33 protein-coding genes and 1 tRNA gene are annotated in these 24,804 nt (G+C 63.0%); 19 read left to right on the forward strand and 15 right to left on the reverse strand.

Annotated elements, in window-relative coordinates:
• Positions 1-98: 98 nt before the first annotated feature.
• Entirely contained in the window at positions 99-1,463 is a 1,365-nt protein-coding gene (locus tag AB4037_RS29045) for an L-serine ammonia-lyase (RefSeq protein WP_434955852.1), read from the reverse strand.
• Between the two features lie 148 nt (positions 1,464-1,611).
• On the opposite strand from AB4037_RS29045, the gene AB4037_RS29050 reads away from it, so the two are divergent.
• Positions 1,612-1,687: transfer RNA gene (locus AB4037_RS29050), tRNA-Thr, on the forward strand.
• A gap of 166 nt (positions 1,688-1,853) precedes the next feature.
• On the opposite strand, the gene AB4037_RS29055 is transcribed toward AB4037_RS29050, so the two are convergent.
• The 13 genes from AB4037_RS29055 to AB4037_RS29115 form a co-directional block, all read right to left on the reverse strand.
• Positions 1,854-3,152, reverse strand: a complete 1,299-nt coding sequence (locus AB4037_RS29055; RefSeq protein WP_441773848.1) for a hypothetical protein — start codon at positions 3,150-3,152, stop codon at positions 1,854-1,856.
• Positions 3,133-3,393: a helix-turn-helix transcriptional regulator gene (locus tag AB4037_RS29060; protein ID WP_441773849.1), complete on the reverse strand. Its 261-nt coding sequence runs from the start codon at positions 3,391-3,393 to the stop codon at positions 3,133-3,135. Before AB4037_RS29060 ends, AB4037_RS29055 begins: the two co-directional genes overlap by 20 nt.
• 2 nt (positions 3,394-3,395) lie before the next feature.
• Positions 3,396-3,932: a hypothetical protein gene (locus AB4037_RS29065; protein WP_441773850.1), complete on the reverse strand. Its 537-nt coding sequence runs from the start codon at positions 3,930-3,932 to the stop codon at positions 3,396-3,398.
• Positions 3,933-3,934: 2 nt separating this feature from the next.
• Complete coding sequence (locus AB4037_RS29070) at positions 3,935-4,291, reverse strand: HNH endonuclease (RefSeq protein ID WP_441773851.1); 357 nt, start codon at positions 4,289-4,291, stop codon at positions 3,935-3,937.
• Positions 4,288-5,259: a hypothetical protein gene (locus AB4037_RS29075; protein ID WP_441773852.1), complete on the reverse strand. Its 972-nt coding sequence runs from the start codon at positions 5,257-5,259 to the stop codon at positions 4,288-4,290. Before AB4037_RS29075 ends, AB4037_RS29070 begins: the two co-directional genes overlap by 4 nt.
• A gap of 125 nt (positions 5,260-5,384) precedes the next feature.
• Positions 5,385-5,783 (reverse strand): hypothetical protein, encoded by a 399-nt coding sequence (locus tag AB4037_RS29080; RefSeq protein ID WP_441773853.1) that lies wholly within the window; start codon positions 5,781-5,783, stop codon positions 5,385-5,387.
• A gap of 1 nt (position 5,784) precedes the next feature.
• A complete protein-coding gene (locus AB4037_RS29085) occupies positions 5,785-6,084 on the reverse strand; it encodes a hypothetical protein (RefSeq protein WP_441773854.1) in 300 nt (99 codons plus the stop codon).
• Positions 6,085-6,086: 2 nt separating this feature from the next.
• The gene (dnaN, locus tag AB4037_RS29090) at positions 6,087-7,250 is read right to left on the reverse strand and encodes a DNA polymerase III subunit beta (protein ID WP_441773855.1); all 1,164 of its coding nucleotides are present in this window, start codon (positions 7,248-7,250) and stop codon (positions 6,087-6,089) included.
• 71 nt (positions 7,251-7,321) lie between these two features.
• Positions 7,322-7,567: a DUF2312 domain-containing protein gene (locus AB4037_RS29095; protein ID WP_441773856.1), complete on the reverse strand. Its 246-nt coding sequence runs from the start codon at positions 7,565-7,567 to the stop codon at positions 7,322-7,324.
• A gap of 6 nt (positions 7,568-7,573) precedes the next feature.
• Positions 7,574-7,978, reverse strand: coding sequence for a hypothetical protein (locus tag AB4037_RS29100; RefSeq protein WP_441773857.1), 405 nt, complete (start codon positions 7,976-7,978; stop codon positions 7,574-7,576).
• Positions 7,975-8,151: a hypothetical protein gene (locus AB4037_RS29105; RefSeq protein ID WP_441773858.1), complete on the reverse strand. Its 177-nt coding sequence runs from the start codon at positions 8,149-8,151 to the stop codon at positions 7,975-7,977. The genes AB4037_RS29100 and AB4037_RS29105 overlap by 4 nt, the downstream gene beginning before the upstream one ends.
• A 10-nt stretch (positions 8,152-8,161) precedes the next feature.
• Positions 8,162-8,491 (reverse strand): hypothetical protein, encoded by a 330-nt coding sequence (locus AB4037_RS29110; RefSeq protein ID WP_441773859.1) that lies wholly within the window; start codon positions 8,489-8,491, stop codon positions 8,162-8,164.
• A 164-nt stretch (positions 8,492-8,655) separates the two neighbouring features.
• Positions 8,656-9,315, reverse strand: a complete 660-nt coding sequence (locus AB4037_RS29115; RefSeq protein ID WP_441773860.1) for an XRE family transcriptional regulator — start codon at positions 9,313-9,315, stop codon at positions 8,656-8,658.
• Between the two features lie 94 nt (positions 9,316-9,409).
• On the opposite strand from AB4037_RS29115, the gene AB4037_RS29120 reads away from it, so the two are divergent.
• From AB4037_RS29120 to AB4037_RS29145, 6 genes are all read left to right on the forward strand, one after another.
• A complete protein-coding gene (locus tag AB4037_RS29120; protein WP_441773861.1) occupies positions 9,410-9,727 on the forward strand; it encodes a helix-turn-helix domain-containing protein in 318 nt (105 codons plus the stop codon).
• Positions 9,727-9,975, forward strand: coding sequence for a hypothetical protein (locus AB4037_RS29125; protein WP_441773862.1), 249 nt, complete (start codon positions 9,727-9,729; stop codon positions 9,973-9,975). The genes AB4037_RS29120 and AB4037_RS29125 overlap by 1 nt, the downstream gene beginning before the upstream one ends.
• Before the next feature lie 2 nt (positions 9,976-9,977).
• Positions 9,978-10,592, forward strand: a complete 615-nt coding sequence (locus tag AB4037_RS29130; RefSeq protein ID WP_441773863.1) for a hypothetical protein — start codon at positions 9,978-9,980, stop codon at positions 10,590-10,592.
• 61 nt (positions 10,593-10,653) lie between these two features.
• Complete coding sequence (locus AB4037_RS29135) at positions 10,654-11,142, forward strand: hypothetical protein (RefSeq protein ID WP_441773864.1); 489 nt, start codon at positions 10,654-10,656, stop codon at positions 11,140-11,142.
• Positions 11,139-11,273 carry a hypothetical protein gene (locus AB4037_RS29140; RefSeq protein WP_441773865.1) on the forward strand — a complete coding sequence of 45 codons (135 nt, stop codon included), beginning with the start codon at positions 11,139-11,141 and terminating at the stop codon, positions 11,271-11,273. The genes AB4037_RS29135 and AB4037_RS29140 overlap by 4 nt, the downstream gene beginning before the upstream one ends.
• Positions 11,270-13,867 carry a DNA methyltransferase gene (locus AB4037_RS29145; protein WP_441773866.1) on the forward strand — a complete coding sequence of 866 codons (2,598 nt, stop codon included), beginning with the start codon at positions 11,270-11,272 and terminating at the stop codon, positions 13,865-13,867. Before AB4037_RS29140 ends, AB4037_RS29145 begins: the two co-directional genes overlap by 4 nt.
• A gap of 2 nt (positions 13,868-13,869) precedes the next feature.
• On the opposite strand, the gene AB4037_RS29150 is transcribed toward AB4037_RS29145, so the two are convergent.
• Positions 13,870-14,388: a DUF4145 domain-containing protein gene (locus tag AB4037_RS29150; protein WP_441773867.1), complete on the reverse strand. Its 519-nt coding sequence runs from the start codon at positions 14,386-14,388 to the stop codon at positions 13,870-13,872.
• Between the two features lie 281 nt (positions 14,389-14,669).
• On the opposite strand from AB4037_RS29150, the gene AB4037_RS29155 reads away from it, so the two are divergent.
• From AB4037_RS29155 to AB4037_RS29210, 12 genes are all read left to right on the forward strand, one after another.
• The gene (locus AB4037_RS29155; protein ID WP_441773868.1) at positions 14,670-15,821 is read left to right on the forward strand and encodes a DNA cytosine methyltransferase; all 1,152 of its coding nucleotides are present in this window, start codon (positions 14,670-14,672) and stop codon (positions 15,819-15,821) included.
• Positions 15,818-16,111, forward strand: a complete 294-nt coding sequence (locus tag AB4037_RS29160; protein ID WP_441773869.1) for a hypothetical protein — start codon at positions 15,818-15,820, stop codon at positions 16,109-16,111. Before AB4037_RS29155 ends, AB4037_RS29160 begins: the two co-directional genes overlap by 4 nt.
• A complete protein-coding gene (locus AB4037_RS29165; RefSeq protein WP_441773870.1) occupies positions 16,108-16,704 on the forward strand; it encodes a helix-turn-helix domain-containing protein in 597 nt (198 codons plus the stop codon). The genes AB4037_RS29160 and AB4037_RS29165 overlap by 4 nt, the downstream gene beginning before the upstream one ends.
• Positions 16,704-17,609: a helix-turn-helix domain-containing protein gene (locus AB4037_RS29170; RefSeq protein WP_441773871.1), complete on the forward strand. Its 906-nt coding sequence runs from the start codon at positions 16,704-16,706 to the stop codon at positions 17,607-17,609. The genes AB4037_RS29165 and AB4037_RS29170 overlap by 1 nt, the downstream gene beginning before the upstream one ends.
• Positions 17,606-18,211 (forward strand): transcription termination/antitermination protein NusG, encoded by a 606-nt coding sequence (gene nusG, locus AB4037_RS29175; RefSeq protein WP_441773872.1) that lies wholly within the window; start codon positions 17,606-17,608, stop codon positions 18,209-18,211. Before AB4037_RS29170 ends, nusG begins: the two co-directional genes overlap by 4 nt.
• Positions 18,212-18,348: 137 nt before the next feature.
• Positions 18,349-18,678 carry an HNH endonuclease gene (locus AB4037_RS29180; protein WP_441773873.1) on the forward strand — a complete coding sequence of 110 codons (330 nt, stop codon included), beginning with the start codon at positions 18,349-18,351 and terminating at the stop codon, positions 18,676-18,678.
• 286 nt (positions 18,679-18,964) lie between these two features.
• Positions 18,965-19,258 carry a hypothetical protein gene (locus AB4037_RS29185; protein ID WP_441773874.1) on the forward strand — a complete coding sequence of 98 codons (294 nt, stop codon included), beginning with the start codon at positions 18,965-18,967 and terminating at the stop codon, positions 19,256-19,258.
• An 83-nt stretch (positions 19,259-19,341) separates the two neighbouring features.
• Entirely contained in the window at positions 19,342-19,809 is a 468-nt protein-coding gene (locus AB4037_RS29190) for a helix-turn-helix domain-containing protein (protein ID WP_441773875.1), read from the forward strand.
• Positions 19,809-21,497, forward strand: coding sequence for a terminase large subunit (locus tag AB4037_RS29195; RefSeq protein WP_441773876.1), 1,689 nt, complete (start codon positions 19,809-19,811; stop codon positions 21,495-21,497). Before AB4037_RS29190 ends, AB4037_RS29195 begins: the two co-directional genes overlap by 1 nt.
• A 4-nt stretch (positions 21,498-21,501) precedes the next feature.
• Entirely contained in the window at positions 21,502-22,737 is a 1,236-nt protein-coding gene (locus AB4037_RS29200) for a phage portal protein (protein ID WP_441773877.1), read from the forward strand.
• The gene (locus AB4037_RS29205; RefSeq protein ID WP_441773878.1) at positions 22,734-23,396 is read left to right on the forward strand and encodes an HK97 family phage prohead protease; all 663 of its coding nucleotides are present in this window, start codon (positions 22,734-22,736) and stop codon (positions 23,394-23,396) included. Before AB4037_RS29200 ends, AB4037_RS29205 begins: the two co-directional genes overlap by 4 nt.
• Before the next feature lie 23 nt (positions 23,397-23,419).
• The gene (locus AB4037_RS29210) at positions 23,420-24,745 is read left to right on the forward strand and encodes a phage major capsid protein (RefSeq protein ID WP_441773879.1); all 1,326 of its coding nucleotides are present in this window, start codon (positions 23,420-23,422) and stop codon (positions 24,743-24,745) included.
• Positions 24,746-24,804: the final 59 nt, after the last annotated feature.

A 24,804-nucleotide genomic window follows, 5' to 3' on the forward strand; every position in this document is an offset into this window, starting at 1 on the left:
GACCAGGCACGAGAGGAGTGCAAGGTTTTCGAACTCTGCATTGAAGGTCGTCGGCCTTGCTGGGCGGAAGGCAGTTCCGGGGAGCGCGCTGAAAAGCGTCAGCACTCCACCGCATTGACCGCGAGGCCGCCCTGCGAGGTTTCCTTGTATTTGGACTGCATGTCCGCGCCGGTGATGCGCATGGTGGTGATCACCTGATCGAGGCTGACCTTATGGGTGCCGTCGCCGCGCAAGGCGAGGGATGCGGCGGCAATCGCTTTGTTGGCACCGAAGGCATTGCGTTCGATGCAGGGAATCTGTACCAGGCCGCCGATCGGGTCACAGGTCATGCCCAGATGATGCTCCATGCCGATCTCGGCGGCATTCTCGACCTGGGCGATATTGCCGCCGAGCGCGGCGGCAAGGCCCCCCGCAGCCATCGAGGCGGCAACTCCGACTTCACCCTGGCAGCCGACCTCGGCACCGGAGATCGAGGCATTCATCTTGAACAACATGCCGATTGCGGCAGCTGTGAGCAGGAACTCGTCGGCGCCGGCTTCCGAATAGTCACAGAAATCCCGGTAATAGCGCAGCACTGCCGGCACGATGCCCGCCGCGCCGTTGGTAGGCGCCGTCACCACGCGCCCGCCGGCGGCGTTCTCCTCATTCACGGCGATGGCGAAGAGGGAGACCCAGTCCATCATCTCATGGGGGGCACGGACATTGCGGCCGATATCGGTGAGCAGGCGGTCATGCAGGGCCTTGGCCCGGCGCTTCACGCGCAATCCGCCTGGCAATTCGCCCTCCTGGCGCATGCCGCGGTCGATGGCCGCATCCATCACGACGCGGATTCCGGCGAGCCGCTCGCGCACGGTGGCTTCTGGTTGGTTCGCCATCTCATTGGCGAGAACGATGCCGCCGATGGTCAGGTCGTGTTCGCTGCCCAGGCGCAGCAAGTCTGCACCACTGCGGAAGGGGTAGGGGACCTCCGTCGTCTCGCGCGCCGTGGCACCTTCACCCTCTGCCAGCACGAAGCCGCCGCCGATGGAATAGTAGAATTCTGTGGCGAGGGCGGTGCCGCCCTCGTTCCAAGCCGTGAAGGATAGGGTGTTGGGGTGTCCCTTGGGCGGGGTCTTGCGGTCGAAGACGATGTCGCGGTTGCGCTCGAAGCTCATGGCCCGGCGCCCACCGAGCGCGAGCATGCCCTTGCTGGTGGCGTCTTCGACGATCGCGGCGACGGTCTCGGGATCGACGGTTTCCGGTTCCTCGCCAGCGAGGCCCAGGATCACCGCGATATCGCTGGCATGCCCGTGCCCGGTCCAGGCCAGCGAGCCGTAGAGCACCGTTTCGACGCGGTGGGTATGGATGAAATGGCCCTGCTTGCGCAGCGACTGCACGAAGCGATTGGCGGCGCGCATGGGGCCGACAGTGTGCGAGGACGAGGGTCCGATGCCGATTTTGAAGATGTCGAAGACACTGATCATCGGCTCTGAGTTCCCCACCAACCGGCTACTGTTGGATCGCAACAATCGGAACGCGCCATCGCCACAGGGAGCGTAACAAATATTACACCAACTTTCATTGCACAGGAAACTTGCGCGAAGGGGCTCGAATTGCTACCCCAAAACCGACGCCGGTTTAGCTCAGCTGGTAGAGCAACCGCCTTGTAAGCGGTAGGTCATCCGTTCAAGTCGGATAACCGGCACCAAAAACGCCTTTAAAATCAATGGTTTATGAGGCGTTTCGGTTTCCGGCGATACCGTTTTGTCGGATCGGGCGGTAGGAAATCCGACAAAACGTCTATTTTTGTTCCTGAAGTTTAGTGGCTTTTGGCCGCCAAAAGTCGTGCCGGGAAGCCTGTACGGCCGCCTCGCTCAGCTATCCTTGCGTGTCGCCCGCCGCTTTTGGGCGACCTTGATCAGCTGTTTTTCGGTCGCTTTCACATAGGTCGGCAGCACGTTGGACTTCTGGCGCGACTGGGCGCGGATCTCGGCGTCGGTCAGTTCGGCATCTCCGCCCTCGGTCAAGCCACCATGGCGGAAGGAGCGGAACGACAGCTCCTCGCGCAGGCCGGCAGCCAGGATGAGCTTCTTCACATGCTTGCGGAAATCGTCGATCCGCTCATTGGTCATCCATGGCCGGTGCGCCTTGAGCCTGCGGTCGATCCTGTCGCGCAGGATCAGTGGGCCTCCGCCGATTCGGTCGGCGACCATGCGATCCATGCGGGCCATCAGCTCGGGATAGAGCGGGGCGCCATTGCTATCGAACAGGGGGATCCATACCAGCTCGTTCGTCTTGTTGTGAATGACCTGAGCATGGCCCGGGCGGTGCTTCGGCCGATAGTCGTCTCGGGTCAGGCGCATCATGATGTCATCCATGCGCTGCCACCACTCCCAGGCGATCATCGCGGCCGTGGCGACCGAATGGCTGCCGACCTTGTCGCAGTAGGCGATAAAGGCGCGATACTCTTCATAGGTCGCGGTCGGCGTCGTCTCGTGCTCCTCCTTCAATCCCATTTTCGAAAAAGGATTGGCGGCCGGCACGACCTTTGGATTGCGGCGCTGGGCGACAAACCAGGCGCGCCGGCAAGATTTCATGGCGTGGTTGACGGTCGTGCGCCGCTCGCGTCTGACGGGCGACCCTTTCTCGTCGAGGACCGGCCTGCCGTCAGCATCGAGGACTTCGACATAGAGCAGGGCCTCATGAAGGCGATCCGTCACGCCCGTATGGATATCGGCGAGGGGGAGCGCGCCGAGACGGCGGCCATCCTTCAGCGTGTAGTTTCCGACCATGCCGAAGCCGTATTCGTGGTTCTCCTTCTGCGAGCGGGAAAGCTTGAGGTATTTGTCGCTCGATTTGTAGTCGGTCACCAGCCAGTCGAAAGTGCCTTGGGTGGCGCGCGCCGGCACGATGTCGGTGGCCCCTTGCGTACGCCAGGAATCGAAGGCGGCGATCAATAGGGCAGCGCGCTCGCGCATCGCGGCAAAGTCTGAGGGCAGGGTTTCATTGTCGAGCCTGCACGGGCCTCGAGGATCGTCGGCGGCCGGTTGCCGTGCCCAGGTCGGCACCTCGAAGTAATAGGTCAGGGCGCCGCTCTTCATCCGCCTGGCGCGGACATATTTCGGCAACGCCGTCTTCGATTGCTTGGGCACGTCAGATGAGGTCCGCGACATCGATGGTTGCCTTATGATTGGCCGGGCCACCACGCTTGGCAAGCCAATCGTCGCAGAGGCTGCGGTACCAGAGCGGCGAGCGGCCGCGACGGTCATGCGGTCGCGGCGCGACACCCTTCACGACGCCGCGGCGCAGCTCGGCCGTGTCGTGGAAGCCGAGATAGCCAGCCGCCTGCTCGGCGCGCAGCACTGCCGGCCAGTTTGCGGGGAATTCGGCGGGAACGGTGCGGGGCGCAGACATGGTTAGGCGGCCTCCGCCTTGCGCTTTGCGGCTTTGCGCTTCAACCGTTCGGCATGACGGATCTCGACGTCAAACTCATAGAGCGACTGTTCGCCCGCTGCCACGGCTCGGCCGAGGTCTGTCAGGATGAAGTAGGCGCTTCCGCTCGGATGGATACCGCCGTCCAGAAGGGGATCGCGTTCAAACAGGCCGGCATCTGCAAGCCGGCACAATTGCTGATCATCGGCGGCCGTGAAGAAATGATCTCGCCAGCCCGCCTTCGGACCTGTCCCGCCATAGGCGTGAGAAATCACACTCAGATCGTGCTGCGACAGTTCCGACGCGAGAGGATGACGATCGGGCAGTGCGACGTCCCACGCTGGCTCCCTTGCATAGGAGATTCCCAGCCCCAAGAAGCCTCGGAAGGTGATGCTCCAGCAATCAGCCAGGCGGCTGTACAACTGGGAGCGAGCGGATACTGTGTCCGGGGCGTAAATCGGGCCCTTACGCTGGCAATCATCCAGCATTTGATAGGTGTAGGCCTTGCGGATGCGCGTCATAGTTAGGCAGCCTCCACCGTTTCGCAGGTGATCGCGCGCCTGGCGGCATCGCGGCGTTTCTGGTTGAGCTTGTGTGTCACCATCTCGGTATGGACGACGCAGAGGCGGCGCCGGCAGAGGTGATCGAGTTGCTTGCGTGGCGGGATCGGCCCGTGTTCCACGACGAAGTAGGCGATATGCGGCGCGACGGTTCCGCCATCCAGGCTCATTCGGCCGTAGCCGGCGCCGCGGCCGTTCTCGCCGGAGGTCGGCCCCGTCCAGAGTCTACAGGGCGTCGTCAGGCCAAGGCCAGGCGGAGGCGGTACCTCGACCGTGCGGGCCAGGATCTTGGCGCGGATGCGGTCGCGGCGGGAATTCATGGAGCGTCGCCTTGGCGGTCGAGACGCTCGATTTCGGCCAGGATCAGAGCGCCGGCTTTGACGAGGTCGCGACGCCTGTCAGTTGGCTTGAACCATGAACGATCCCATGGCCACTTGTATTGCATCAGGCCTTCGTGGACGTCCCCCATGTAGTAGCTTTGGAGAGCGTTCCGATAATCCGTCGCGTCGCCGCCAGCGACGACAGCATAGATGCCAGCCGCGCGCGCCATCTCGCCCTTGGCATGGCTATCATCGTGCTCGGGTGTCCAGCCTTCGACATCGACCTGCCGGCGGCGCTCGGCTAGAACGTCCTGCGCGGCTTGGCTCGCTGCATCGTCGGGGGCGGGTGGGGTGGTGCAGTGGCAACAATCCTCGCAGCAGCCATCCACGGTGCATTGCACGCAGAAGTCCTTGCACACCACCTCCCCCGAGTGCTCGCCTTCCTGGCTGGCGAGGTCGCTAGGTGCGACGGGAAGGGCAGAGCCGGTCGGTTTGGCTGCCTGCTTTGCCCGAATCGCATCGACCTTCGTCCAGATGCGGGCAAGCTCGGCCTCGCCGGCCGCGTGCATATCGATGCCGCGCGCCAGGCAGCGGGCGGCCAGGGTGACCATGACGCCGCCCGTCTCCTGCACGGGCTCACCTTTCGGCCGGTCGTAGACATAGCGTGTCAGCGCCGCGATGCGTTCGGGCGGATAGTCTCCGGACTGCAGAAGCTCCAACACCTCCTCAAGCAGGCGATCGTCCCGCTCCAGCGTATCGGCGGAGATCTTCTCGCCGAAGCATGCGAGCATCCAGGGCTGTACCCGATCCTGAAACGGCGTGGCCATGTCGTTGATTGCGCCGGTCAAGAAGTAGCGGATGGGGAACGCGCCTTCGTCACGGGCGCGCGCAAAATCCTTGCCGACATTGCAGCGGCGCCCTTGGGCATCGATGCAAATGGTCCCGATCTCTTCACCGACGGAACCCATGAAGCCGGTCAGCGCCCGGCTGGCGTGATCAACCCAATCATTGAATGTGTCGAATTGGCCGAGCCATTGAGGCTCGAAGCCACGAAGAGGCGTCGGGTTAAGCCAAGGGCGTGCGCGTTCTCTGCTCATCGTGCGCCCTCCGGCTGAGAGGAATCGACCGGCAGGCGCTCGAAGCGGCCGTCGGTGAATTCGAGGAAGTGGCGGACCCAGATCCGGCCGTCGGCCTCGCCGCGGTAGATCTTGACGCGGTCGCCCTCGATCAGCGGGCGGGCTGCCTGCACCTGGCCGTTGCCGATCTCGACATAGGTCGAGCCGCGCTTGAGGTGGCGCCAGCGCGGCCCCTGGCCGCCGTGGCGCAGCGCGACCTGCAGCTCGCGAAGCAATCGGATCGGAACGGGCAGTTTCCAGTCAGGTTCCAAGCCCGTCGCGAGCGGCAAGGTGCTAGCCATCGGCTCGCCGTTCTCACGATCGGCGGCTTCGAGGATCTCGACAAGGGCGCGTGCGGTATTGGTGATGTCGGACATGTCAGTGCTCCTTGCCGAGGTCGACGCCGACGACGTAGGTCTTGCTGCCAGAGCCTTCGAGGGCGTTCAGTTCGTTGATGAGACGATCGATTTCGCCGCGCAGCTTGATGGCGCGATCGGCGCGCGCCTTGGCGTCGGCCTTGTCGGCGGCTTCGGCTGCCTCGATCAGTTCGGCGGCGATGTCGCGGGCTTCGGCGACGGACATGTGGTGTGAGGCGAGGTTTGTCGCACCGGCTGGATCCGGCGTCCTGACATTGAGCACGACTGTCGTGCCGACAGCCTTGGCGAGGTAGCTAGCCATGATCACGTCCCCACCGGCATGAGGATGAACTGCGCCGGGACGCCTGCGCGCGCCTCGATCAGGATCGCGGCGCTGGCATCGACGAAGCGCAGGGTGACGGTGTCGGCCTCCATTGCGCCGAGGATGTCGAGCAAATAGCGGGTGCGGCAAGCGAAGGTGAAGCCTTCCGGGCCGTCCCATTCGGCCTCGATCTCGTCGGTGGCGTCGCCGCCGTCAGCGCCCTGTGAGGACAGCACGGCCTGCGCCGGCTGCATGGCAAAGGCGATGCCGCGCCGGCTTTCGGGGGTGACGGCCGCGATGCGATCGATGGCGGTGACGAGGGCCTGCTTTTCAGCGATCAGGTGGTAGGGAGAATCGCGCGGGACAATGCGCTGATAGTCGGGATAGTTGCCTTCGACTAGCTTCGAGACGATGGTGGTATCGCCCTGGCTGATGCGTATCTTGGCCTTGGAGGCCTCCACCTCGCAGTGCTCGCCGGCCTTGGCCTGGCCGAGCAGACGGATCGCCTCATTGATCAGCTTGGGCGGCAGGATGACGCCCGGCATCTTCTCGGCATAGTTCGGTAGGGCGATCTGGTCGCGCGCCAGGCGATGGCCGTCCGTGGCGACGGCGCGCAGCAGGGCGACACCGTCATCGTCGACGACATGGAAGTAGGTGCCGGCGAGAAAGGGCCGATCCTTTCCGGTGTTCTGCGCAAAGGCCGTGGTGTCGAGGATCCGCGCGAGATCCTTGCACGGCGCACGAAAGGCGCACTCGCCCGACATCTCGGCCAGCGTCAGCGGGAAGTCGGCGCCGGGAAGGGTCGGCAGGGTGAAGCGGGCCTTGCCGGAGCGGATGACGACATTGGTCTCGCTGAAGGCGAGGCTCACCTGAGCACCCTCGGGGATGCGCCGGATGAGATCATGCAGCTGGGCGCCGGGGATGGTGGAGGCGAAGTTCTCCACCAGCTGCAGCCCGTCGACGGGCACGGCGACCTCGGCCCAGATGTCCATGTCCGTCGCCGCGATGCCGGCCTTGCCGCTCATGGCTTCCTGGCCGCCGAGGCTGCGAAACAGGATGTTGCCGAGGATCGGGATGGTGCTCTTGCGCTCGACGACCTTGTTCACGGTCTGCAACGCAGGCCATAGGGCATCGCGCTCGAAAACGAGTGTGTGAGAAGCTGTCATGTCAGGGCTTTCGATCCCGACCGGCGCGCGGCTATTCGCTGCCCGGTCGGCGGTTGAAACGGGCTGTCAGATCACTCCATGCCAAGGGCTTGGAGGTAGAGCTCGAGGATGGCGTCCGCCTCGGCGCGCTCGGCGGCGGGCAGCTTGCGGAGGGAGACGATCTTGCGGAGGATGGTCGCATCGAAGCCATTGGCCTTGGCCTCGCCATAGACTTCCTTGATGTCGCCGCTGATCTCCGCCTTATCTTCCTCGAGGCGCTCGATACGCTCGATGATGGATTTCAGCTGGTCGGCGGCGACGGAGGTTGCGTCAGTCATGGTCGATTACCTTTGGAGCTTGCTAACGGCATCGTGCAGCCCGCTGAGGGCGGGGATCGCGCGTTCAAGGTGAATGAGGGCTTCGAAGAGGTCGCCGCGGCGAAGGCGGGCGACAGCCTCGAACAGTTCCGGATCCTCGGAAGCGTTGTCACCGAGGACGGTGGCCAGGGTGGGATTTTCACCGGCGATCACGTCGCCAGCATCGCCCCAGGCGCAGAATTCGATGTCGCGCGATTTCAGCTCTTCGAAGATGTCGTCATCATCGGCCGCTTCGAGCATGACTTCGCCGTCATGGGGATCGTCGAGGAAGGTGTCGATCTCGTCCTTGAGGGTTTCGAGTTTCCCAACGAGACTTTTCAAGGTCTGATGGCGTGGCTTGGCGCCGGCTGAAGGGGGGGCAGGCACGTTCATGGCCGGTTCATCCTCGCCTTGAGGGAAGGGGCAGCGGCGAGGGCGGCCGGGAGGTGCTGCTCGATCTCGTCGCTGGTGAAGGTGGCGCGGCTCAGGATGTCGCGCAGGCGCTCGATATCGTCGGTCTGCTTGACGATGATGTACTGCGCGATCTCATAGGCCGTCTGGTGCATCGGCCTGGTCTCAGGCCGCGCTGGCGCGCTCGCCGGGAAAGAGCGGGCTGGTGCGGCAGATGGGGGAGGCGGTGACCTGCTCGATGACGGCGGCGCCGTGCTCTTCGACCTGCTCGGGCGTCCAGCCCTTCGACCAGAAATAGCGCTCGCTGATGCCGTCGAAATCGCCGCGCAGCTCCTCGAAGGCGCGGGCATCCTCGGCCATCCGGTCGCGGATGGCGACGCCGTCGGTCATGTGGTGGCGGGCGCGGGGCCAGATATAGCCGTCATGGGTGGCGCGCTTGGCGTCGAGGGTACGGGAGGCAGGGCGCACGGCGGCGCCGGTAGCAACTGCAGGCATTGGGGTTCTCCATCGCATGGTGGGGCGGGATCGCCGGTTGCGATGGAGAACAGGGATAGTGCCAGATAGTCACATTCGTCAAGAGAAAATGTGACTATCTGGCAAATTAGTGGTTACATCAACGGACGCACTGCTGTCCGCTGTGTCAAATTGTCATGTTTCCTCTATGGCTTAGTGGCCTTGCGCAGTATCCTCCTGCGCGCGCTCGCGTCGAGCTTCCGCCATTGGCCGGATCTCACGACTGAAAGCACCTCGGCAACCCAAACAAGCTTTGTGTTTCGGATGGTCGCCGCGTTGTGGCTTTCCAGATCATAGGTTCCTGGCTGCGAGCCTTTGATGACGCGCTTGAGGAAGCGCCGGCCGTCCTCTGTCTCGACGGCGGCTTCCCAGCCGATGATCTCGTCAGGATGATTGCCGAAGCGCCAGACGATGATGACGTCGCCAGGGTCGTAACGCGGCCACATGCTTTCACCGACTACTTCGAGCGCGATCGCGTCTTCCGGCACTGGAAAATGCACTTCGATCTCATAAAGGCCATTGCCTTCCGGGATCTGCTCAAACTCAGACAGGATTTCCGCCCCCGCGCCGATCCGCCCCATAACTCGGACGATATTGTGAGCCGGCTCGGCTCCTTCTGGCAAGAGGTCTCCCGGCTTCACGCCGAGCGCCTTCGAAAAGGCAATCATATGCTTCTGGGCGAGATTGCGTCCGCCGCTCTCCAGGCGCGTCACATAGGAAACGGAAAGACCAGTCTCCTCGGCCAGTTTCTCTTGTGTCATGCGTCGCGCCAGGCGGTGCTCGCGTATGCGGTTCGGGATGTTCATGTAGGGATCTTTGCCAAATAGGCAAATTCACGCCATGGCCAAATAGTCACATTTTGACTTGCAATCTTTGTGACTATTTGGCACAAGATGGCCTATGAATGTGCTCCAAAGATATTTTCTTGAGACTGGCGACACGCCGTCGAAGCTGGCGCTTCGGATTGGTCGCTCGCCGAGCACCATTTCCCGCGTCCTTCGCGGAGAACGCTCGGCGAGCACTGATCTCGCGATCGACATAGAGGCCGGCACAAACGGCAAGGTAAGCGCCCGCGATTGCCTAGCCATTCAGCTCGATATGCTTCGCGGACATTCTGGTTCCTCCGCCCTCCCTGTCGTTGACGCGCAGGAGGCACCTGCCACCGAGGCGTCCGCCTCCGCCTCGGTGGCCTTTTCCGTTTCCGAGAGGGCCGCCTGATGACGCACACCGACATCATCGTGGCCGTGGCCTATCTCGTTCCAGTCACCTCGCTCCTGTTGATCCTCCTGCGGATGCGGCATGAGAACGCGCGTCTTTGCGGTGACATTACCGCCAGATTGAGAGAAATCGACAGATTGACGGCCGATCTGCGCCGGGTCCAGGCGCTGAGCCAAGATGGCGTCGCTGTCGACGGCTTCATTTCTACGCTCTCGGCTTCCCTGAATGGGTCGGAGATCAGGAGATGAAGATGAGTAATATCGAGCTGGGCGCCATTGCCGCCCCTCGTTCCGGCAGAGGGAAGATGAAACCCCGGCAACTCCCAACGAGCTTGCCAGCGGCTTGGCTGTTCGTTCCTGACCATTCCCGGAAAGAGATAGGCGGACGCCCCAGGGTCGTCGGCAATCAACGTGCCCTTTGGGGCTGTGGCCTCGATCGTGCAATCGCCGAGAGGGTGAGGGCAGTTGTTCCGGATCGTAATGTGAAGCCGGAAAAACATCCTCCCCGGCGCAGCGACTACCTGAGCGGAGACCGTAGGGTCCTCGCTGCGCAGCTTGCGTCGGTGTTCGTGCCAACTGAAATAAAGGCTGAACCCACTGATGGCGAGTGCCGTCAACGCCAAAAAGTCTGCGCGCTGGAAGGTCGAAAAAAGCCAATCGAAAACAGGTTGCATAGATCATTTCTCGCGTTCCTCGGTCTTGATTGGCATGGATGCGCGGGATTCTCGCGGCTTTTCTTTAGCGTGCGGCCGCTCCGTCTTAGACTCCTCGATCCTCGCCATGGCGGCATCGAACATGCGGAAGAAATTCCGTTCGATCCGCGTCTGTCTGGTCTTCGCCATGTCCGGGCGCCTCCGTTGATCTGACGCCTCAATCCTTCTCACCAGCCGTCTGTTTTCGCACCGAAAAAACACAGGAGTGTTTTTCGTGGACAATCCCGTTTTGCCTGTTGGCATGCTCGAACAATACAAGGCCGCGACGCGGGCCCTGGTGATGGCCTCAGGCGGCCCGGCCGGCGTAAAGGCCGTCCTGGAGGTATCGGACGGCCAGATCTCGCGTTGGCGCGGCGACAGCTATCCCGACCTGATCCCGCTTTGGGCCGTCGCCAAGCTGGAGTTCCACTATCAGGAGCCGGCCTTCACCCGCTTCATGGCGGGGCTCACCGGCCATGTGCTGTCGCCGATCGGCGACGAAGCCGAGCCGCCGCCCGGCACGGCCGAGTTCGTCGGCACGGTGATGGAAGTCGCCGCCGCCAACAACAAGCTGGTGACGAAGACCCTGGAGGCGATGTCCCCGGCGAGCCCGGGCGGCGTGGCGTTCACGCCGAACGAAAAGAGCGAGATCCACGCGAGCCGGGCCGAAGCCGAGCGCGCCGCGACGAAGATGCTGCGCCTGGTGGCGGGAGGCGTGGCATGAGCGATCGCGATCTCCTGTTCCTGACCGTGCTGCCCTTCGCCTTCCCGGTCGCGGTCTTCCTGGCGCTCTGCATCCTCTGGAAGGCTGAAGCCGCTCTCAATCGCGCCCTGCGCAGGTGGAGGCGGATGTGAACGCGCCCGCCTCCTATCGCTCCTTCCTCGAGGCGAAGGCGGTGATCGCGCCGCCGCTCGGCTTCGATGTCCCGCTCGAGGAAATCAACCCGGCGCTGAAGCCGCACACGCGGGCGATCGTGCAATGGGCCGTAGCGGGCGGCCGGCGCGCCATGTTCATGGCCTTCGGCCTGCACAAGACGGTGACGCAGATCGAGGTGTTGCGCCTGATCATGAAGCGCGTCGCCGGGCCGACCCTGATCGTGCTGCCGCTCGGCGTGCGCCAGGAATTCATCCGCGATGCCGCCCTCTATTTCCGGGGCGAGTATGCGGTGACAATCAAGTTCATCCGTCGGGCCGAGGAGATCGACCCCGGCGCGATCAACATCACCAATTACGAGACTGTGCGCGACGGCAAGCTCGACCCGGCCCTGTTCGTCGCCGTCTCGCTCGACGAGGCCTCGATCCTCAGGGGCTTTGGCGGCAGCAAGACCTTCCGCGAATTCATGCGGCTGTTCGAGGGGCGCGTTGCCTACAAGTTCGTGGCGACGGCGACGCCTTCGCCCAATGAGTTCATCGAGCTGCTGGCCTATGCCGCCTTCCTCGAAGTGATGGATGTCGGCCAGGCGAAGACGCGCTTCTTCAAGCGCAATTCGGAGAAGGCCGACACGCTCACCATCCACCCGCACAAGGAGCGGGAGTTCTGGCTGTGGTGCTCGACCTGGGGAATGTTCGTCCAGAAGCCGAGTGATCTCGGCTTTTCGGATGAGGGCTATGCCCTGCCGGAACTGGATCTGCGCTGGCATGAGATCGCATCCGACCACACGGCGGCCGGTGTCGAGAAGGACGGGCAGGGCCGGATGTTCCGCAATGCCGCGATCGGCATCGTCGACGCCAGCCGGGAAAAGCGGGACAGCCTGCCGGCGCGCATCACAGCGCTGATGCGGATCCGAGCCGAGGATCCCGACGCGCATCGGTTGATCTGGCACGATCTGGAAGCCGAGCGGCACGCGATCGAGGCGGCCATTCCCTCCGCCGTCACCGTCTACGGCACGCAGGACCTCGACGACCGGGAGCAGGCGATCATCGCATTTTCCGACGGCAAATTCGCCGAGCTGGCCGCCAAGCCGGTGATCGCCGGATCGGGCTGCAATTTCCAGCGCCATTGCCACTGGGCCGTGTTCCTCGGCATCGGCTTCAAATTCAACGACTTCATCCAAGCCATTCATCGCATTCAGAGATTCGGGCAGACGCACCGGGTGCGGATCGACCTCATCTATACCGAGGCCGAACGCGAGGTGCGTCGCTCGCTGGAGCAGAAATGGGCCCAGCACAAGGAGCTTGTCGCACAGATGACCGCCATCATTCGCGAGTATGGCCTGAACCGGGCCGCCTTCGCGGCCGAGATGACGCGCGCTCTCGGCGTGAAGGAAAGGATCGAGGTCGCGGGGCCGGGCTATCGCCTGGTCAACAATGACTGCGTCGACGAGACCGGCCGCATGCCGGCCGACAGTGTCGCCCTGATCGTGACCTCGATCCCGTTCTCCAACCAATACGAGTACACGCCGAACTATGCCGATTTCGGGCATACCGACGACAATGCGCATTTCTGGCAGCAGATGGACTATCTGGTGCCGAACCTCCTGCGCATCCTGCAGCCGGGGCGGGTGGCGGCCATCCATGTCAAGGATCGCATCACGCCGGGCGGGGTAAACGGGCTCGGCTTCCAGACGGTGGAGCCGTTCTCGGATGAATGCGTCGCCCATTTCCGCCGGCACGGCTTCGCCTTCCTCGGCCGCAAAGTCATCACCACGGATGTGGTTCGGGAGAACAACCAGACCTATCGGCTGGGCTGGAGCGAGCAATGCAAGGATGGCTCCCGCATGGGGCCGGGCATGTCCGAATATCTGCTGCTGTTCCGTAAGCCGCCTTCCGACCTGTCGAACGGCTATGCCGACAAGCCCGTGGCGAAGGCCAAGAAGGAATGGCAGGGCGAAGGCCTCGCCCGCCATTGGGTGAACCCGGAAGGCTATTCGCGCGCTCGCTGGCAGCTCGATGCCCATGCCTTCAGCCGCTCCAGCGGCAACCGGCTGATGAAGCCGGAGGAATATGTGCCGCTGGCCGCCGACATGGTGTTCAAGACCTGGCGCAGCGAGAACCTCGCCGAGATCTATGATTTCGAGCACCACGTGCGCATCGCCGAGACGCTGGAGATCAAGGGACAGCTGCCTTCCGGCTTCATGCTGATGCCGCCGCACTCCTGGCACGACGATGTCTGGACCGATGTCGCCCGCATGGTGACGATGAACACGCTCCAGGCCGGCAAGGGCAAGGAAGGGCATCTGTGCCCGCTGCAGTTCGACATCGTCGACAGGACCATCGCCCAGTTCTCCGAGCCCGGCGAGATGGTGTTCGACCCGTTCGGCGGGCTGATGACCGTGCCTTTCCGCGCGATCAAGCTCGGCCGGCAGGGCAGCGCGAGCGAGCTGAACCCCGGCTATTTCCTCGACGGCTGCAAATATGTGGAAGCGGCCGCGCGCGAGATGGCCATGCCGGACCTATTCTCGGTGCTCGACGCCGAGGCGCGGGGCTCGGCTGGGCAGGAGGCGGCGTGATGTCAGGTTTTGCGCGTGCCGGCGGCAATTTGCTTATCGCGAACCGCTTTCAACCTAGCGGGGCGACTAAACAGTCGTTCAAGAAGCTCTCTTGTAAGGCCTTCCAGCTCTTCTGCCTCAGACGGGGTGTAGGGGTCGACGTCGTGAACTGCATCGTTCCCGTCGAGCAACTGAATGTCCGCCAGATCGGCCAGTTCCGCATCGACCACGCCCGCCGCCGCCATCTCCTTGATGCGTTGCCGGGCTGCCTGATTTGGTTTCACTCCGGTCAGTCTAGCGTCCGTGTCGTATATTTCTTTCGTTGCAACATCGATTGTCTTGCGAAACATAGCGCCAGCCGCTTCGGCGAAGCCTTTCGCCCTACAGGAACACGCTTCTCTGAATATTTCCTCGACGCGCTTGCTCAAAGATGCTGGTGGCGAAGGATAATAAGTGTCGTAGAGCTCGAATGGAGCAGGATCTGCGTTAAATATTCCGTTCTGGGCAGTGAACTGATAGAGATCTTCCTTCTTAAGGCTCATCGAGATCCGCATTATTACGGGTCTTTTGCATGCAACGCACGTAAAAACGGCTTCCTTTGGGGTGTTCCATACGTTCGTAATCTTCAAAAGAGAACGAACCCCACAGCGGGGACAGTCGGCGGAAATAGTGTCGGACACAATTATCTCACTAAGCAAGTGTGGTGGCTGGATAGTCCAGGAACATGCGTTACTACACCAAACATTTCAACACCATATCACCGCATCAACCGGCCTAATCGAATAATCACGACAACAGTGGACTTGATTAGGGGGAGGGCGACGTGAATGTGGCTCTTCATCCCCGGCGCCTCGACTTCATTTCCCTCTGTTCCGGAGGAGGCGGGCTCGATCTCGGATTGGAGCTGGCATGCCGAGGTGCTCGCCCGGTCTGTCTGGTGGAGAGGGAAGCCTTCGCCGTCGCCCACCTGGTCGAAGCGATGCGCCAAGGTCTCATGGCTCCAGCGCCTGTGTGGAGCGATGCCCGAACCTTCCGCGGCCGAGAGTGGCGCGGCCTCGTGGATGGCGTCATTGGCGGCATCCCGTGCCAGCCTCACAGCCTCGCCGGCAAGCGCCTCGGCGAGGAAGACGAGCGCGACCTCTGGAGCACGGCGCGGCGCATCATTGTGCAATCGGGCGCCTGGTTCGCCCTCATCGAGAATGTCGGCGGCATGCTCTCCTCGGGCGGCGCCGAGCGGGTGTGGCGAGACCTTCGCCGACTGGGCTTCGCGGTTGAGGCTGGACTCTTCACGGCGGCAGAGGTTGGCGCGAGCCATCAACGCGAGCGCTTGTTCCTCCTCGCGGTGGCCGGCAATGAGGTGTGGAGACGGGGCGACGAAATCGCTCCCGCGACCCGGCACGCCAACCGGTGGGCGGATCGAGACGGCGGTGGCGAATTGGTCGACGCCTCGTGCGTCCGATGCAGAGAAGGGCGGACCGAACCAGGTTTTCATATCGGGCGGTACGCCTTTGCCAGCGCAAGCGGTTCAGTGGGCAACGCCACGCTCGGAAATGGCGAGGGCCTTGGGCGATCCAAAACACATCACGCCTCGGCGGGGTTCGGGGAATATCGAGGACCAAGTGCTGCGCTGGCCGACGCCGACGTCGTTGAGCTTCGGCAACAGTCACCAGCCGGGCAACAGTCGCTCCTACAACAGGACGATGGAATTGGCCTCTTCCCTCCTGGGCCCGGAGACCTCGACGGTTGGCGAGAGGTCCTTGCCCGAGCGCCGGAGCTTGAACCCTCACTTCGTCGAGTGGCTGATGGGTTGGCCTCCGGGTTGGACGATGCTCGCATCGAACGGCTCCGCATGCTCGGCAACGGCGTTGTGCCGCTGGAAGCTGCTTATGCGGTCCGCACTCTCGCAGCTCGGCTCGCCGCCTCCGGCGCCTCGGCCGCAACTTTCCTTCTTGATATGACGGAGGCGGTGGAATGAGCGTTTCCCGCAGCTTGCGCAGTGATGTGCGTAATCCTGTTCTGGCGCTGCCAAGTGCCGAAGTTCTGCAAACCTTGCCGCCCGAACATCGCGCGGTGATCGCCCGTCTTCTTCGCGAGTTATCTGTCGATGCCCGCGCGAGGGCCAACAAGAGTTGGCGCCAGAACAAGGGGCCGATGGCCGTCTATTGGAAGGCCGTCGGTGTCTATGCCGGCCACCTCTGCCGCGCGATCCGCCCAGCCAGAGCGGTCACTCCCTCACAATCCAAAATTATGGAGCCGGCAGAATGACTGCGCTCGCCATCGATCCATCTGAGATCAAAATCACCGATTACCGCGCCATTCGTGATCGTCTAATGCTTGGGGGAGCGATCCCGAAACCTGTCCTCGATGCCCTTGTGCTGCGCGAGCATGCGGTCGAAGAGCGGGAGGAGAAGGTAGCGCGGGCCGAGGCCGCTTCTGTCGTGCGCGCCAGGGACTTGTCGGCGCGTGAATGGGATCTCGACCGGCGCGAGCGGGCCTTTGCCCTTCGTCTGGGCGAGGAAGCGGCGGCCGAAACGCAGGCTCCTAGCATAGCGAGGCCGCCGCTGAGGACCATTCTCATCGTGGTGGCCCGGCGCTGGGGCGTCGAGGTCGACGATCTCATCGCCACGCGCCGGACGCAAAAGCTGGTGGAGCCGCGCCGGGCCTTCTACGCCATCTCTCGGCAGTTGACCTTGCGCTCCGTCGCCGAGATCGGGCGCATGCTCTCCCGCGACCATACCACGGCGCTCCACCACATCATCCGAGCCGAGCCGATCATGGTCGAGCTGCGCCAGGCGCTGACGGCCGGCACCGGCCTCGATAGCTGGGTCGAGGCCTATTACCGGAAGGTGGCGGGCTGATGGGTGTCGAGCATATCGCATGGGCGATGAAAAAACTTCGTGGCATCGGCGTGCAGGCCAAGGCCGTCCTGTCTGCTCTGGGCAATCATGCCGACGAGAACGGCCGTTGCTGGCCGTCACTGCCTACCATCGCCGCAGATTCGGATCTGTCGGAAAGCACGGTTCGGCGCGTGCTCCGTCAATTGTGCAACGCTGGTGCCCTCACCACGGAGAAGCGCTTTTCGGCAAGCGGCCGGCAGCAGTCGAACACCTACGTGATCAATCTCGACTGGCGCGGACCTCTCCGTCCGGAGCCCGCCACGGGCCACGAGAATGGATCTGAGGAGGGGTGTCAGCCTGACACCCCTAGCCCTGTCAACCTGACACCCACCCCTGTCACTGCTGACACCCCTAGGGGTGTCACTGCTGACACCCCCACTACGTTGAACCACCACTCAGAATCTCCAGGGAAGAAAGAAGAAGAAGCGCGCGAGCGTGAAATCATTTTCCAGAAACTTGTGAAGATCTTCGATCCCGGTCCGACCGAGAGCCTCCAGCGGGGACGGCTGGAGCTTGCGGCCTTGTCTGCCGATGAGATCGAGCAGGCGGCACGGCATGCGCCAGCCTTCGTCTCGGCCGTCGCCGCCGAGCGTCGCAAGCGGCCCAGCATCGCGATCTACCTCAAGGAGCGGCGCTGGGAGGCGGTTGCCCTGAACGCGGCGAAGCGGCCTTCGGAACGGACGGGCGGCCGGGTGTTCGTCCGCCGCGACAGCGAGGTCTGGGATCTCTGGGCCAAGTACCTTGGCAAGGATGCCCGCACCCTGCCGACCCTGCATTCCCGCGAATATGGCTGCCTCGGCTGGTATTTCGGCCCGACGCTCTATCCGCCGAAGCAAGCGAGCCAAAACCAGGGAGACGCGGCATGAGCGAGCCGGTTGTAACGCACTGGCACGTTGTCTATGTCGCCGTTGGCGGTGGAGGCTTGGCCCCGTTGCGGGACGGCGATGATCATCCGGCTGACGCCAAGCGGCGCACGATGGTTGAGGTCTCGCTGGAGCGGCGAGGCTTCGCAACCTTCCGGCCGCAATACAGGCTGGAGCGGATGAAGCGTCGGCGTGTACTCACGCCGAAGGGCCGCGTCACTGAGGAGGTCAAGGTCGGCAGTTGGCGCGATCTCTTTCCGCGGTATCTGTTCATCGGTATGCGTGGCGCGCTGTCCTGTTGGGATATTCGCCAAGTCGAGGGTGTCGACGCGATCCTCTACAGCGATGGCGCTCCCGCCGTGTTTCAGCCGGAGCAGGTCGAGGACGTGATGATGGCTGTGGATGCCGGTCTGTTCGACCAGCTGATCGGCAAGGAAGCCGTCTTCGTTGCCGGCCAGCATGTCCAGATCATCGGGGCCTTGCCGGGCAAGATCGTTGACAAGCAGAGCGTCAAGGAGGGCGGCAAGGTCGCTGTCGCAATCGAGCTGTTCGGACGCGAGTATTTCGCGCGGGTACCTCTTGACAAACTCAAGGCCGCGAGTTAGCCCTCGATACAGGATGAGCCCTCTACCGCTGTGCGTATGCCGCGTGTTATGGCCCCAGGTGATGGGATAGCCGCTTCACCACGATGGATGTTTATGGCCCGGAGCGCAAGCTGCCGGGCTTTTTCATATCCAGAGGTATGGCCAAGCTCACAGCTCCGAAGCCCTCGCTTCGCTCGCCGCCTCCGCTCCTCTCCACGCCGCCCAAGATCGCCGAGCGCTTCTATCTCACGAAGGAGTGGCGCGACCTCGTGGCGTCGATCAAGCGCGAGCGTGGCCCCTACTGCGAGGCCGTGCTGCCCAGCGGGCAGGTCTGCCGCTCCGGCAATCGGATCATCGGCGACCATATCCACGAGCGTCGCGATGGCGGCGCCGATCTAGATCGCAACAATGTGCGCCTGCTCTGCTTCCCCTGCCATCAGGCGAAGACAGCAGCCGCACGCAAGGCCAGGGCAAGAGGGCAGCTATGAGGCGCACCGGCAAGACGCTAGCAATGGTACGTGCATTGGACGAGCGCGGAGCCGTGATCGTCGCGCACAGCGGACCATCTCGTCAGTACATCGAGCGCATGGTGCGTGTTGTCCGCCCCGACATAATGGACCGTGTGAAGGTGGTCACAATCAGCCACCAATCTTACATGCGCGCCCTCGACGGTGTGATGGCGCCGATCTGGATCGACCATGCTGTGCACGACGCCCTCCCTCTTGGCTCCCTGCATCGGGAGATCTGTGCTCGGGCAGACGCTGCAAATGCACGGTGGCCAACGTACCCGAGGCCATTCTGATGATAGTCGGCGTGGTAGAGGGCGCGACCCGCATCATCGGGAAGTCGCAAGGTTACATCGGCCTGCCGCTTCGCGATGAGCTGGTCGACTGCACGGTCAATGGCGAGCGCACGCCCGCCATGGTCTCGGCCTGGTTCCCCATGCCCGACGAGCTGGCCCGCCTCAACGCAAGCGCGCCCGTCCACCTCCGCATCCTCGGCGAGGCGCATCCGCCCGTCGCGGTCGAGGTCGGCGAGGTGCCGGCCGACTCGGACCCGACCCCCTGACGCTGCGGCAGGGGGGGTATCGAAAGTCTGGAAGGCCGCCAGGCCCCGTACCGCCGTCCCTCTCATTTGGAGATTTTTTTCTCGTGGCAGAGAATTTCGATCTGCTTGGCGACCCCATTCCTGAGAACTGGGGCAAGCGGGGCCGCCCGCAGCATATCGCCACGCAGAAAAACCGTAGCAAAGTCATGATGTTACTGGCGATGGGCTGGAGCGTTGAGCGTATCGCCCAGGCTCTCGGCATCACGGCGCCCACGCTGCGCAAGAATTATTTTCGGGAGCTGAAGGTGAGGGAGGATGCCCGCGCCCGCCTCGATGGCGCGCTGGCTGATCGCCTCTGGACCAAGGCCATGGGCGGAAGCGTGGCGGCCCTGAAGGAATTCCGAAAGCTGATGGAGCGCAACGATCTGATGCTTGGCCAGCATCAGTTCTACCATCCGCAACCGGAGCAGAAGAAGAAAGACCCCAAGCTTGGCAAGAAGGAGCAGGCCGCGCTCGATGCCGAGACGGCTGGTCAGGATACCGGCTGGGGTGACGATCTCAGGCTGAACTGATGGCATGGCGCACGGCCTGCCCGGACTGGGAAGATCGGATCGTCGCCGGCCTGCCACTCATTCCGGATCTTCCTCTGTTCGAAGATCAGGCGTCGAAGGCGCTGCGCATCTTCAAGCGTCTGCGCGTTCCCGACATCATCGGCACGCCAACCTATGGCGAGGCCTGCGGCAAATGGGTCTTCGACTTCGTCCGCGCGCTGTTCGGCTCTTACGACCAGGCCGCGCAGCGGCGGATGATCCGCGAATTCTTCTTGATGATCCCGAAGAAGAACGGGAAATCGAGCATTGCGGCGGCTCTCATGGTGACGGCCGCCATCATGAACAAGCGGCCGGAGGCTGAACTTCTCCTGATCGCACCGACGAAGAAGATTGCCGAAATCGCCTTCAAGCAGGCGGCCGGCATTATCCGGCTCGATCCCGAACTGTCGAAGATCTTCCATCCCCAATCCCATCAGCGCACGATCACGCATCGGATCTCGCTGGCGGTGATCGCGATCAAAGCCGCCGACGCCGACGTGATTACGGGCTCCAAGGCCACCTATATCCTGATCGATGAAACGCATGTGTTCGCCAAGAAGTCGAAGGCGGCGGACATCTTCGTCGAGATCCGCGGTTCCTTGGCCGCGCGTCCCGACGGGTTCATGCTGCAGATCACGACGCAGTCGAAAGACCCGCCCTCGGGCGTGTTCAAGGATGAGCTCTCGATCGCCCGCCAAGTGCGGGCCGGCGTTCTCGATCTGCCTCTTCTCGCCGTTCTCTATGAGTTGCCAGTGGGGCTCAGCAAGGATGGTGGTTGGCAGGATCCGAAGACCTGGGGACTGGTCAATCCGAATCTCAACCGCTCGGTTGATGAGGCCTTTCTTCGCGACGAGTTGACCAAAGCTAAGACCGGTGGGGCAGAGAAGCTCGCGCTTCTGGCCTCTCAGCACTTCAATGTCGAGATCGGCATTGGCCAACATGGAGACCGCTGGCGCGGCGTCGATTACTGGCTGGGCGCTGCGATCGAGGGGTTGACCCTCGACGATCTTCTTGCCCGAAGCGAGGTAGTTGTCGCCGGCATCGACGGTGGCGGCCTCGACGATCTCCTCGGCCTCGCAGTCATAGGCCGCGATCGCGAAACGCGCGATTGGCTGCTGTGGAACCATGCATGGGGCCATAGCGAGATTTACGAGCTGCGTGAGGAAATCGTGCCGAAGCTGAGGGACCTCGAAAAAGAGGGAACCTTCACGCTCTGCGAGCATGCCACGCAGGATATCCTCGAAGTCGCAGACGTGATCGAGCGCCTGCAGCAGTCGGGCCTTCTTCCAGAGGCGAACGGGGTCGGGTTCGACCCGTTCGGCGTCGCGGCGATGGTCGACGAATTGGCTGCGCGCGGCGTTCACACGGCCGAACATGGCGGGCCGGTTGTCGCTGTCAGTCAGGGCTTCCGACTGTCGTCGGCCGTGTGGGGCATGGAGCGTAAGCTCAAGGATGGCACGCTCTGGCATTGCGGCCAGGATCTCATGACCTGGTGCGTGGCAAACGCAAAGGTCGAACAGAAGGGCAATGCCGTCCTGATCACCAAAGAGACGGCAGGCAAGGCCAAGATCGACCCGCTGATCGCCACCTTCAACGCCTTCACGCTGATGGCCCGTAATCCGGAAGCCGCCAGCGGAAATGTCGACAGTTTCATTGCGAGCTTGGGGTGACACCGTGAAGCTACTCAACTGGCTGCGCCGCAAGGATGACATTGTCGAGCGGCCGCGGCTGACACAGCCGGAAACCTGGGATCTGCCTTCCTCCCATTCGGGGGAGCAAGTCGGCACCTCCTCGGCGCTCGGCCTGTCGGCGGTTTGGGCTTGCGTCAATCTGCTGGCGGGTTCGATCGGGTCTCTTCCGCTCAATGTCTATCGGTCGGATGCGGCCGGGAACCGGGTCATTGCGAAGGATCATCCGCTCTATCGCGTTCTGCACGATGCGCCGAACACCTATCAAACTGCGCTCGATTTCTGGGAGTTCATGAGCGCGAGCGTCGAGCTGCGCGGTAATGCCTATGCGAAAATCATGCGATCGGCTGGCGGTGTCTCCTCCCTGATGCCGATGCAACCTGATGCCGTCTCGGTTCGAAAAGCCTCCAGGGGCAAGCTCGAATATAGCTGGTCTCTCGATGGCGAGAGCGGTGTCTCGGGCGGGGCCGACATTCTGCATATTCGCGGGTTTGGAGGATCGCCTCGAGGCGGCCTGTCGACCTTGACCTATGCCCGCCAGTCTCTCGGCCTGGCGCTGGCAATCGATCGGGCGGCGTCCTCGACTTTCAAAAACGGGTTGCGTCCGTCGGGTGTACTGAAGTTCGCGAAGTTTCTGACCGATCCGCAGCGCGCCGTCGTTGAGGAAAAGCTCGCCGAGAAGTTTGCCGGTGCAGTCAACGCCGGCCGACCTTTCGTGCTGGAGGGCGGCACAGAATGGCAGTCACTGGCTATCGATCCAGAAGACGCTCAGATGCTGCAATCTCGCGGTTTCGGCGTCGAGGATATCTGCCGCTGGTTCGGCGTGCCGCCCTTCATGATCGGCCACACAGAGAAGTCGACCAGTTGGGGCACTGGGCTTGAGCAGCAGGTGCTCGGCTTCGTCAAGTTCACCTTGCGCCGCCGCCTTCGTCGGATCGAGGCAGCTGTTATGCAGCAGTTGCTGTCGCCGGAGGATCGCGGGGCCGGCGTGACAATCGAATTCAATATCGAAGGCCTGTTGCGCGGCGACAGCATGGGCAGGGCGAATTTCTACCGGCTGATGACGTCCATCGGTGCGATGACCATCAACGAGGTCCGCGCCCTCGAAAACCTGCCTCCGGTGGAGGGCGGCGACGTCCCTCGCATGCAAATTCAGAACGTTCCAATCACCGAGGCCGGCATCGGTCACAACGGCGGTCCGCCGCTGGAGGGCAATCCATGAAGACCAAGGATTTCGCGCTGCAGGTCAAGGATCTGGGCGATGATGGCACCTTCGAGGGCTATGGCTCGATCTTCGGCAATGTCGACAGCTACGGCGAGAAGGTGCTGCCGGGTGCGTTCATCGATAGCCTGACGCGCCACAAGCGCGAGGGGTCGAGCGTTCTGATGCTCTGGCAGCACAATCCCAATGAGCCGATCGGCGTTTGGGATGACCTCGCTGAGGATGCCAAGGGCCTTTGGGGCAAAGGGCAGCTGATCCTCGAGGTGCAGAAGGCGCGTGAAGTCCACGCGCTGATGAAGCGCAAGGCGATCGGCGGTCTCTCGATCGGTTACCGCGAACAGGATACCGACCAGGAGGGCAATGTCCGCCTCCTCAAGAAGCTCGATCTCTACGAGATCTCGCCCGTGTCATTCCCGGCCAATCGCCGGGCGCGCATCGAGAGCATCAAATCGGAACGCATGGACGAATTCGCCCGCCGCTTGCGCGATGGCGATCCCATGCCGGTGAAGGATTTCGAGGATATCCTGCGTGAGGCAGGCATCCCGAAGAGCATGGCCGTTCAGATCGCCTCTGTCGGTTATGCCAAGGCCATTCGGAGAGAGTCCGAGGGCGAGAAGGCGAACGATGCTGCCGCGTTCCTCAAGGCGTTGCGCGGCTAATCTCCCTCGAAAAGGAAACTCCGATGAAGATGTATTTCGTAACGTCGACCGCGGCGGTGATGATGGCTGCCGGCAGCATTGCTCGCCTGGCTTCCGGCTTCGGCCCGCGTATCTGCTTCGAAGCGCCGGATCTCGGTAACAAGTCGGTCGCCGAACTCGCTGCAGAGATCAAGACCGAGCATAAGCAGGCGATCGATGCCGTGAAGGCTATCGCGGAGGAGGCAATCGGCAAGGCCAAGTCCGGCGAGGCGCTGGCAACCTCGATGAAGGAAAAGGCCGACGAAGCGCTGACCAAGATGAACGGCTTGACCGAGCGTGTCGCGCAGATGGAGCAGAAGCTCGATGCCGCCGATCTCGGCGGAACTGATGCCGAGAAGTCCATCGGCGAGCAGTTTGTCGAGAGCGAGGGTTTCAAGTCCTTCCAGGATAGTGGCTTCTCCAAGCAGGCCCGCGGCGCCGACATGCGGATCAAGGCGACCCTCACCTCGGCGATCAGCAACGCCGCGGGCTCTGTCGGCGCGGCGATCGATGCGACGCGCCTGCCCGGCATCCTGGCGTTGCCGCAGCGCCGCCTGACCGTGCGCGATCTGATCTCTCCCGGCCGCATGGACGGCAACACGCTGGAGTATGTGAAGGAGACCGGCTTCACCAACAGCGCGGCGCCGGTCGCTGAAGGCGCGACCAAGCCGGAATCGGACATCAAGTTCGCGTTGAGCACCACCAGCGCCAAGGTGATCGCGCACTGGATGAAGGCGTCGAAGCAGGTGCTCGACGACATCAGCCAGATCCGCTCGATCATCGATCAGCGCCTGTTCTATGGCCTTGGCTTCGTCGAGGAAAACCAGCTCCTTAATGGCGACGGCACTGGCCAGAACCTGAACGGCATCATCCCGCAGGCGACGGCATTCGCCGTGCCGGGCGGGGCCACGATGCCCGCCACGCCGACCAGCATCGATATCCTTCGTATCGCCATGCTGCAGGCAGTGCTGGCCGAATATCCCGCGACCGGCCATGTCCTGAACCCGATCGACTGGACGAGCATCGAGCTCACGAAGGACGGCGAGGGGCGCTACATCATCGGCAATCCTCAGGGGACGCTCTCCCCGACGCTCTGGGGGCTGCCCGTGGTGACGACCCAGGCGATGACCGTCGGCAAGTTCCTGACCGGCGCGTTCAAGCTCGGCGCTCAGCTCTTCGATCGCTGGGATGCGCGCGTGGAAACCGGCTACGTCAATGACGACTTCATCAAGAACCTGGTGACGATCCTCGCCGAGGAGCGCCTCGCTTTGGCCGTGTATCGGCCGGAGTCCTTCGTGTTCGGCAATGTCGCTCCGCCTGCTGGTCCCTGATTAGGTCGGCTGATCAAGGCGGGCGGCTTCGGCCGCCCGCTCTATGAGCCGAAGGAGGA

It is taken from the genome of Labrys sp. KB_33_2 (genome assembly GCF_052114505.1).
Taxonomy (GTDB): Bacteria; Pseudomonadota; Alphaproteobacteria; order Rhizobiales; family Labraceae; genus Labrys.

Coding starts and splice junctions, on each gene's coding strand:
- AB4037_RS29045 (WP_434955852.1), bottom strand. CDS start 1,463: ATGATCAGTGTCTTCGACATCTTCAAAATCGGCATCGGACCCTCGTCC.
- AB4037_RS29055 (WP_441773848.1), bottom strand. CDS start 3,152: ATGTCGCGGACCTCATCTGACGTGCCCAAGCAATCGAAGACGGCGTTG.
- AB4037_RS29060 (WP_441773849.1), bottom strand. CDS start 3,393: ATGTCTGCGCCCCGCACCGTTCCCGCCGAATTCCCCGCAAACTGGCCG.
- AB4037_RS29065 (WP_441773850.1), bottom strand. CDS start 3,932: ATGACGCGCATCCGCAAGGCCTACACCTATCAAATGCTGGATGATTGC.
- AB4037_RS29070 (WP_441773851.1), bottom strand. CDS start 4,291: ATGAATTCCCGCCGCGACCGCATCCGCGCCAAGATCCTGGCCCGCACG.
- AB4037_RS29075 (WP_441773852.1), bottom strand. CDS start 5,259: ATGGGTTCCGTCGGTGAAGAGATCGGGACCATTTGCATCGATGCCCAA.
- AB4037_RS29080 (WP_441773853.1), bottom strand. CDS start 5,783: ATGTCCGACATCACCAATACCGCACGCGCCCTTGTCGAGATCCTCGAA.
- AB4037_RS29085 (WP_441773854.1), bottom strand. CDS start 6,084: ATGGCTAGCTACCTCGCCAAGGCTGTCGGCACGACAGTCGTGCTCAAT.
- dnaN (WP_441773855.1), bottom strand. CDS start 7,250: ATGACAGCTTCTCACACACTCGTTTTCGAGCGCGATGCCCTATGGCCT.
- AB4037_RS29095 (WP_441773856.1), bottom strand. CDS start 7,567: ATGACTGACGCAACCTCCGTCGCCGCCGACCAGCTGAAATCCATCATC.
- AB4037_RS29100 (WP_441773857.1), bottom strand. CDS start 7,978: ATGAACGTGCCTGCCCCCCCTTCAGCCGGCGCCAAGCCACGCCATCAG.
- AB4037_RS29105 (WP_441773858.1), bottom strand. CDS start 8,151: ATGCACCAGACGGCCTATGAGATCGCGCAGTACATCATCGTCAAGCAG.
- AB4037_RS29110 (WP_441773859.1), bottom strand. CDS start 8,491: ATGCCTGCAGTTGCTACCGGCGCCGCCGTGCGCCCTGCCTCCCGTACC.
- AB4037_RS29115 (WP_441773860.1), bottom strand. CDS start 9,315: ATGAACATCCCGAACCGCATACGCGAGCACCGCCTGGCGCGACGCATG.
- AB4037_RS29120 (WP_441773861.1), top strand. CDS start 9,410: ATGAATGTGCTCCAAAGATATTTTCTTGAGACTGGCGACACGCCGTCG.
- AB4037_RS29125 (WP_441773862.1), top strand. CDS start 9,727: ATGACGCACACCGACATCATCGTGGCCGTGGCCTATCTCGTTCCAGTC.
- AB4037_RS29130 (WP_441773863.1), top strand. CDS start 9,978: ATGAGTAATATCGAGCTGGGCGCCATTGCCGCCCCTCGTTCCGGCAGA.
- AB4037_RS29140 (WP_441773865.1), top strand. CDS start 11,139: ATGAGCGATCGCGATCTCCTGTTCCTGACCGTGCTGCCCTTCGCCTTC.
- AB4037_RS29150 (WP_441773867.1), bottom strand. CDS start 14,388: ATGAGCCTTAAGAAGGAAGATCTCTATCAGTTCACTGCCCAGAACGGA.
- AB4037_RS29160 (WP_441773869.1), top strand. CDS start 15,818: ATGAGCGTTTCCCGCAGCTTGCGCAGTGATGTGCGTAATCCTGTTCTG.
- AB4037_RS29165 (WP_441773870.1), top strand. CDS start 16,108: ATGACTGCGCTCGCCATCGATCCATCTGAGATCAAAATCACCGATTAC.
- AB4037_RS29170 (WP_441773871.1), top strand. CDS start 16,704: ATGGGTGTCGAGCATATCGCATGGGCGATGAAAAAACTTCGTGGCATC.
- nusG (WP_441773872.1), top strand. CDS start 17,606: ATGAGCGAGCCGGTTGTAACGCACTGGCACGTTGTCTATGTCGCCGTT.
- AB4037_RS29180 (WP_441773873.1), top strand. CDS start 18,349: ATGGCCAAGCTCACAGCTCCGAAGCCCTCGCTTCGCTCGCCGCCTCCG.
- AB4037_RS29195 (WP_441773876.1), top strand. CDS start 19,809: ATGGCATGGCGCACGGCCTGCCCGGACTGGGAAGATCGGATCGTCGCC.
- AB4037_RS29205 (WP_441773878.1), top strand. CDS start 22,734: ATGAAGACCAAGGATTTCGCGCTGCAGGTCAAGGATCTGGGCGATGAT.
- AB4037_RS29210 (WP_441773879.1), top strand. CDS start 23,420: ATGAAGATGTATTTCGTAACGTCGACCGCGGCGGTGATGATGGCTGCC.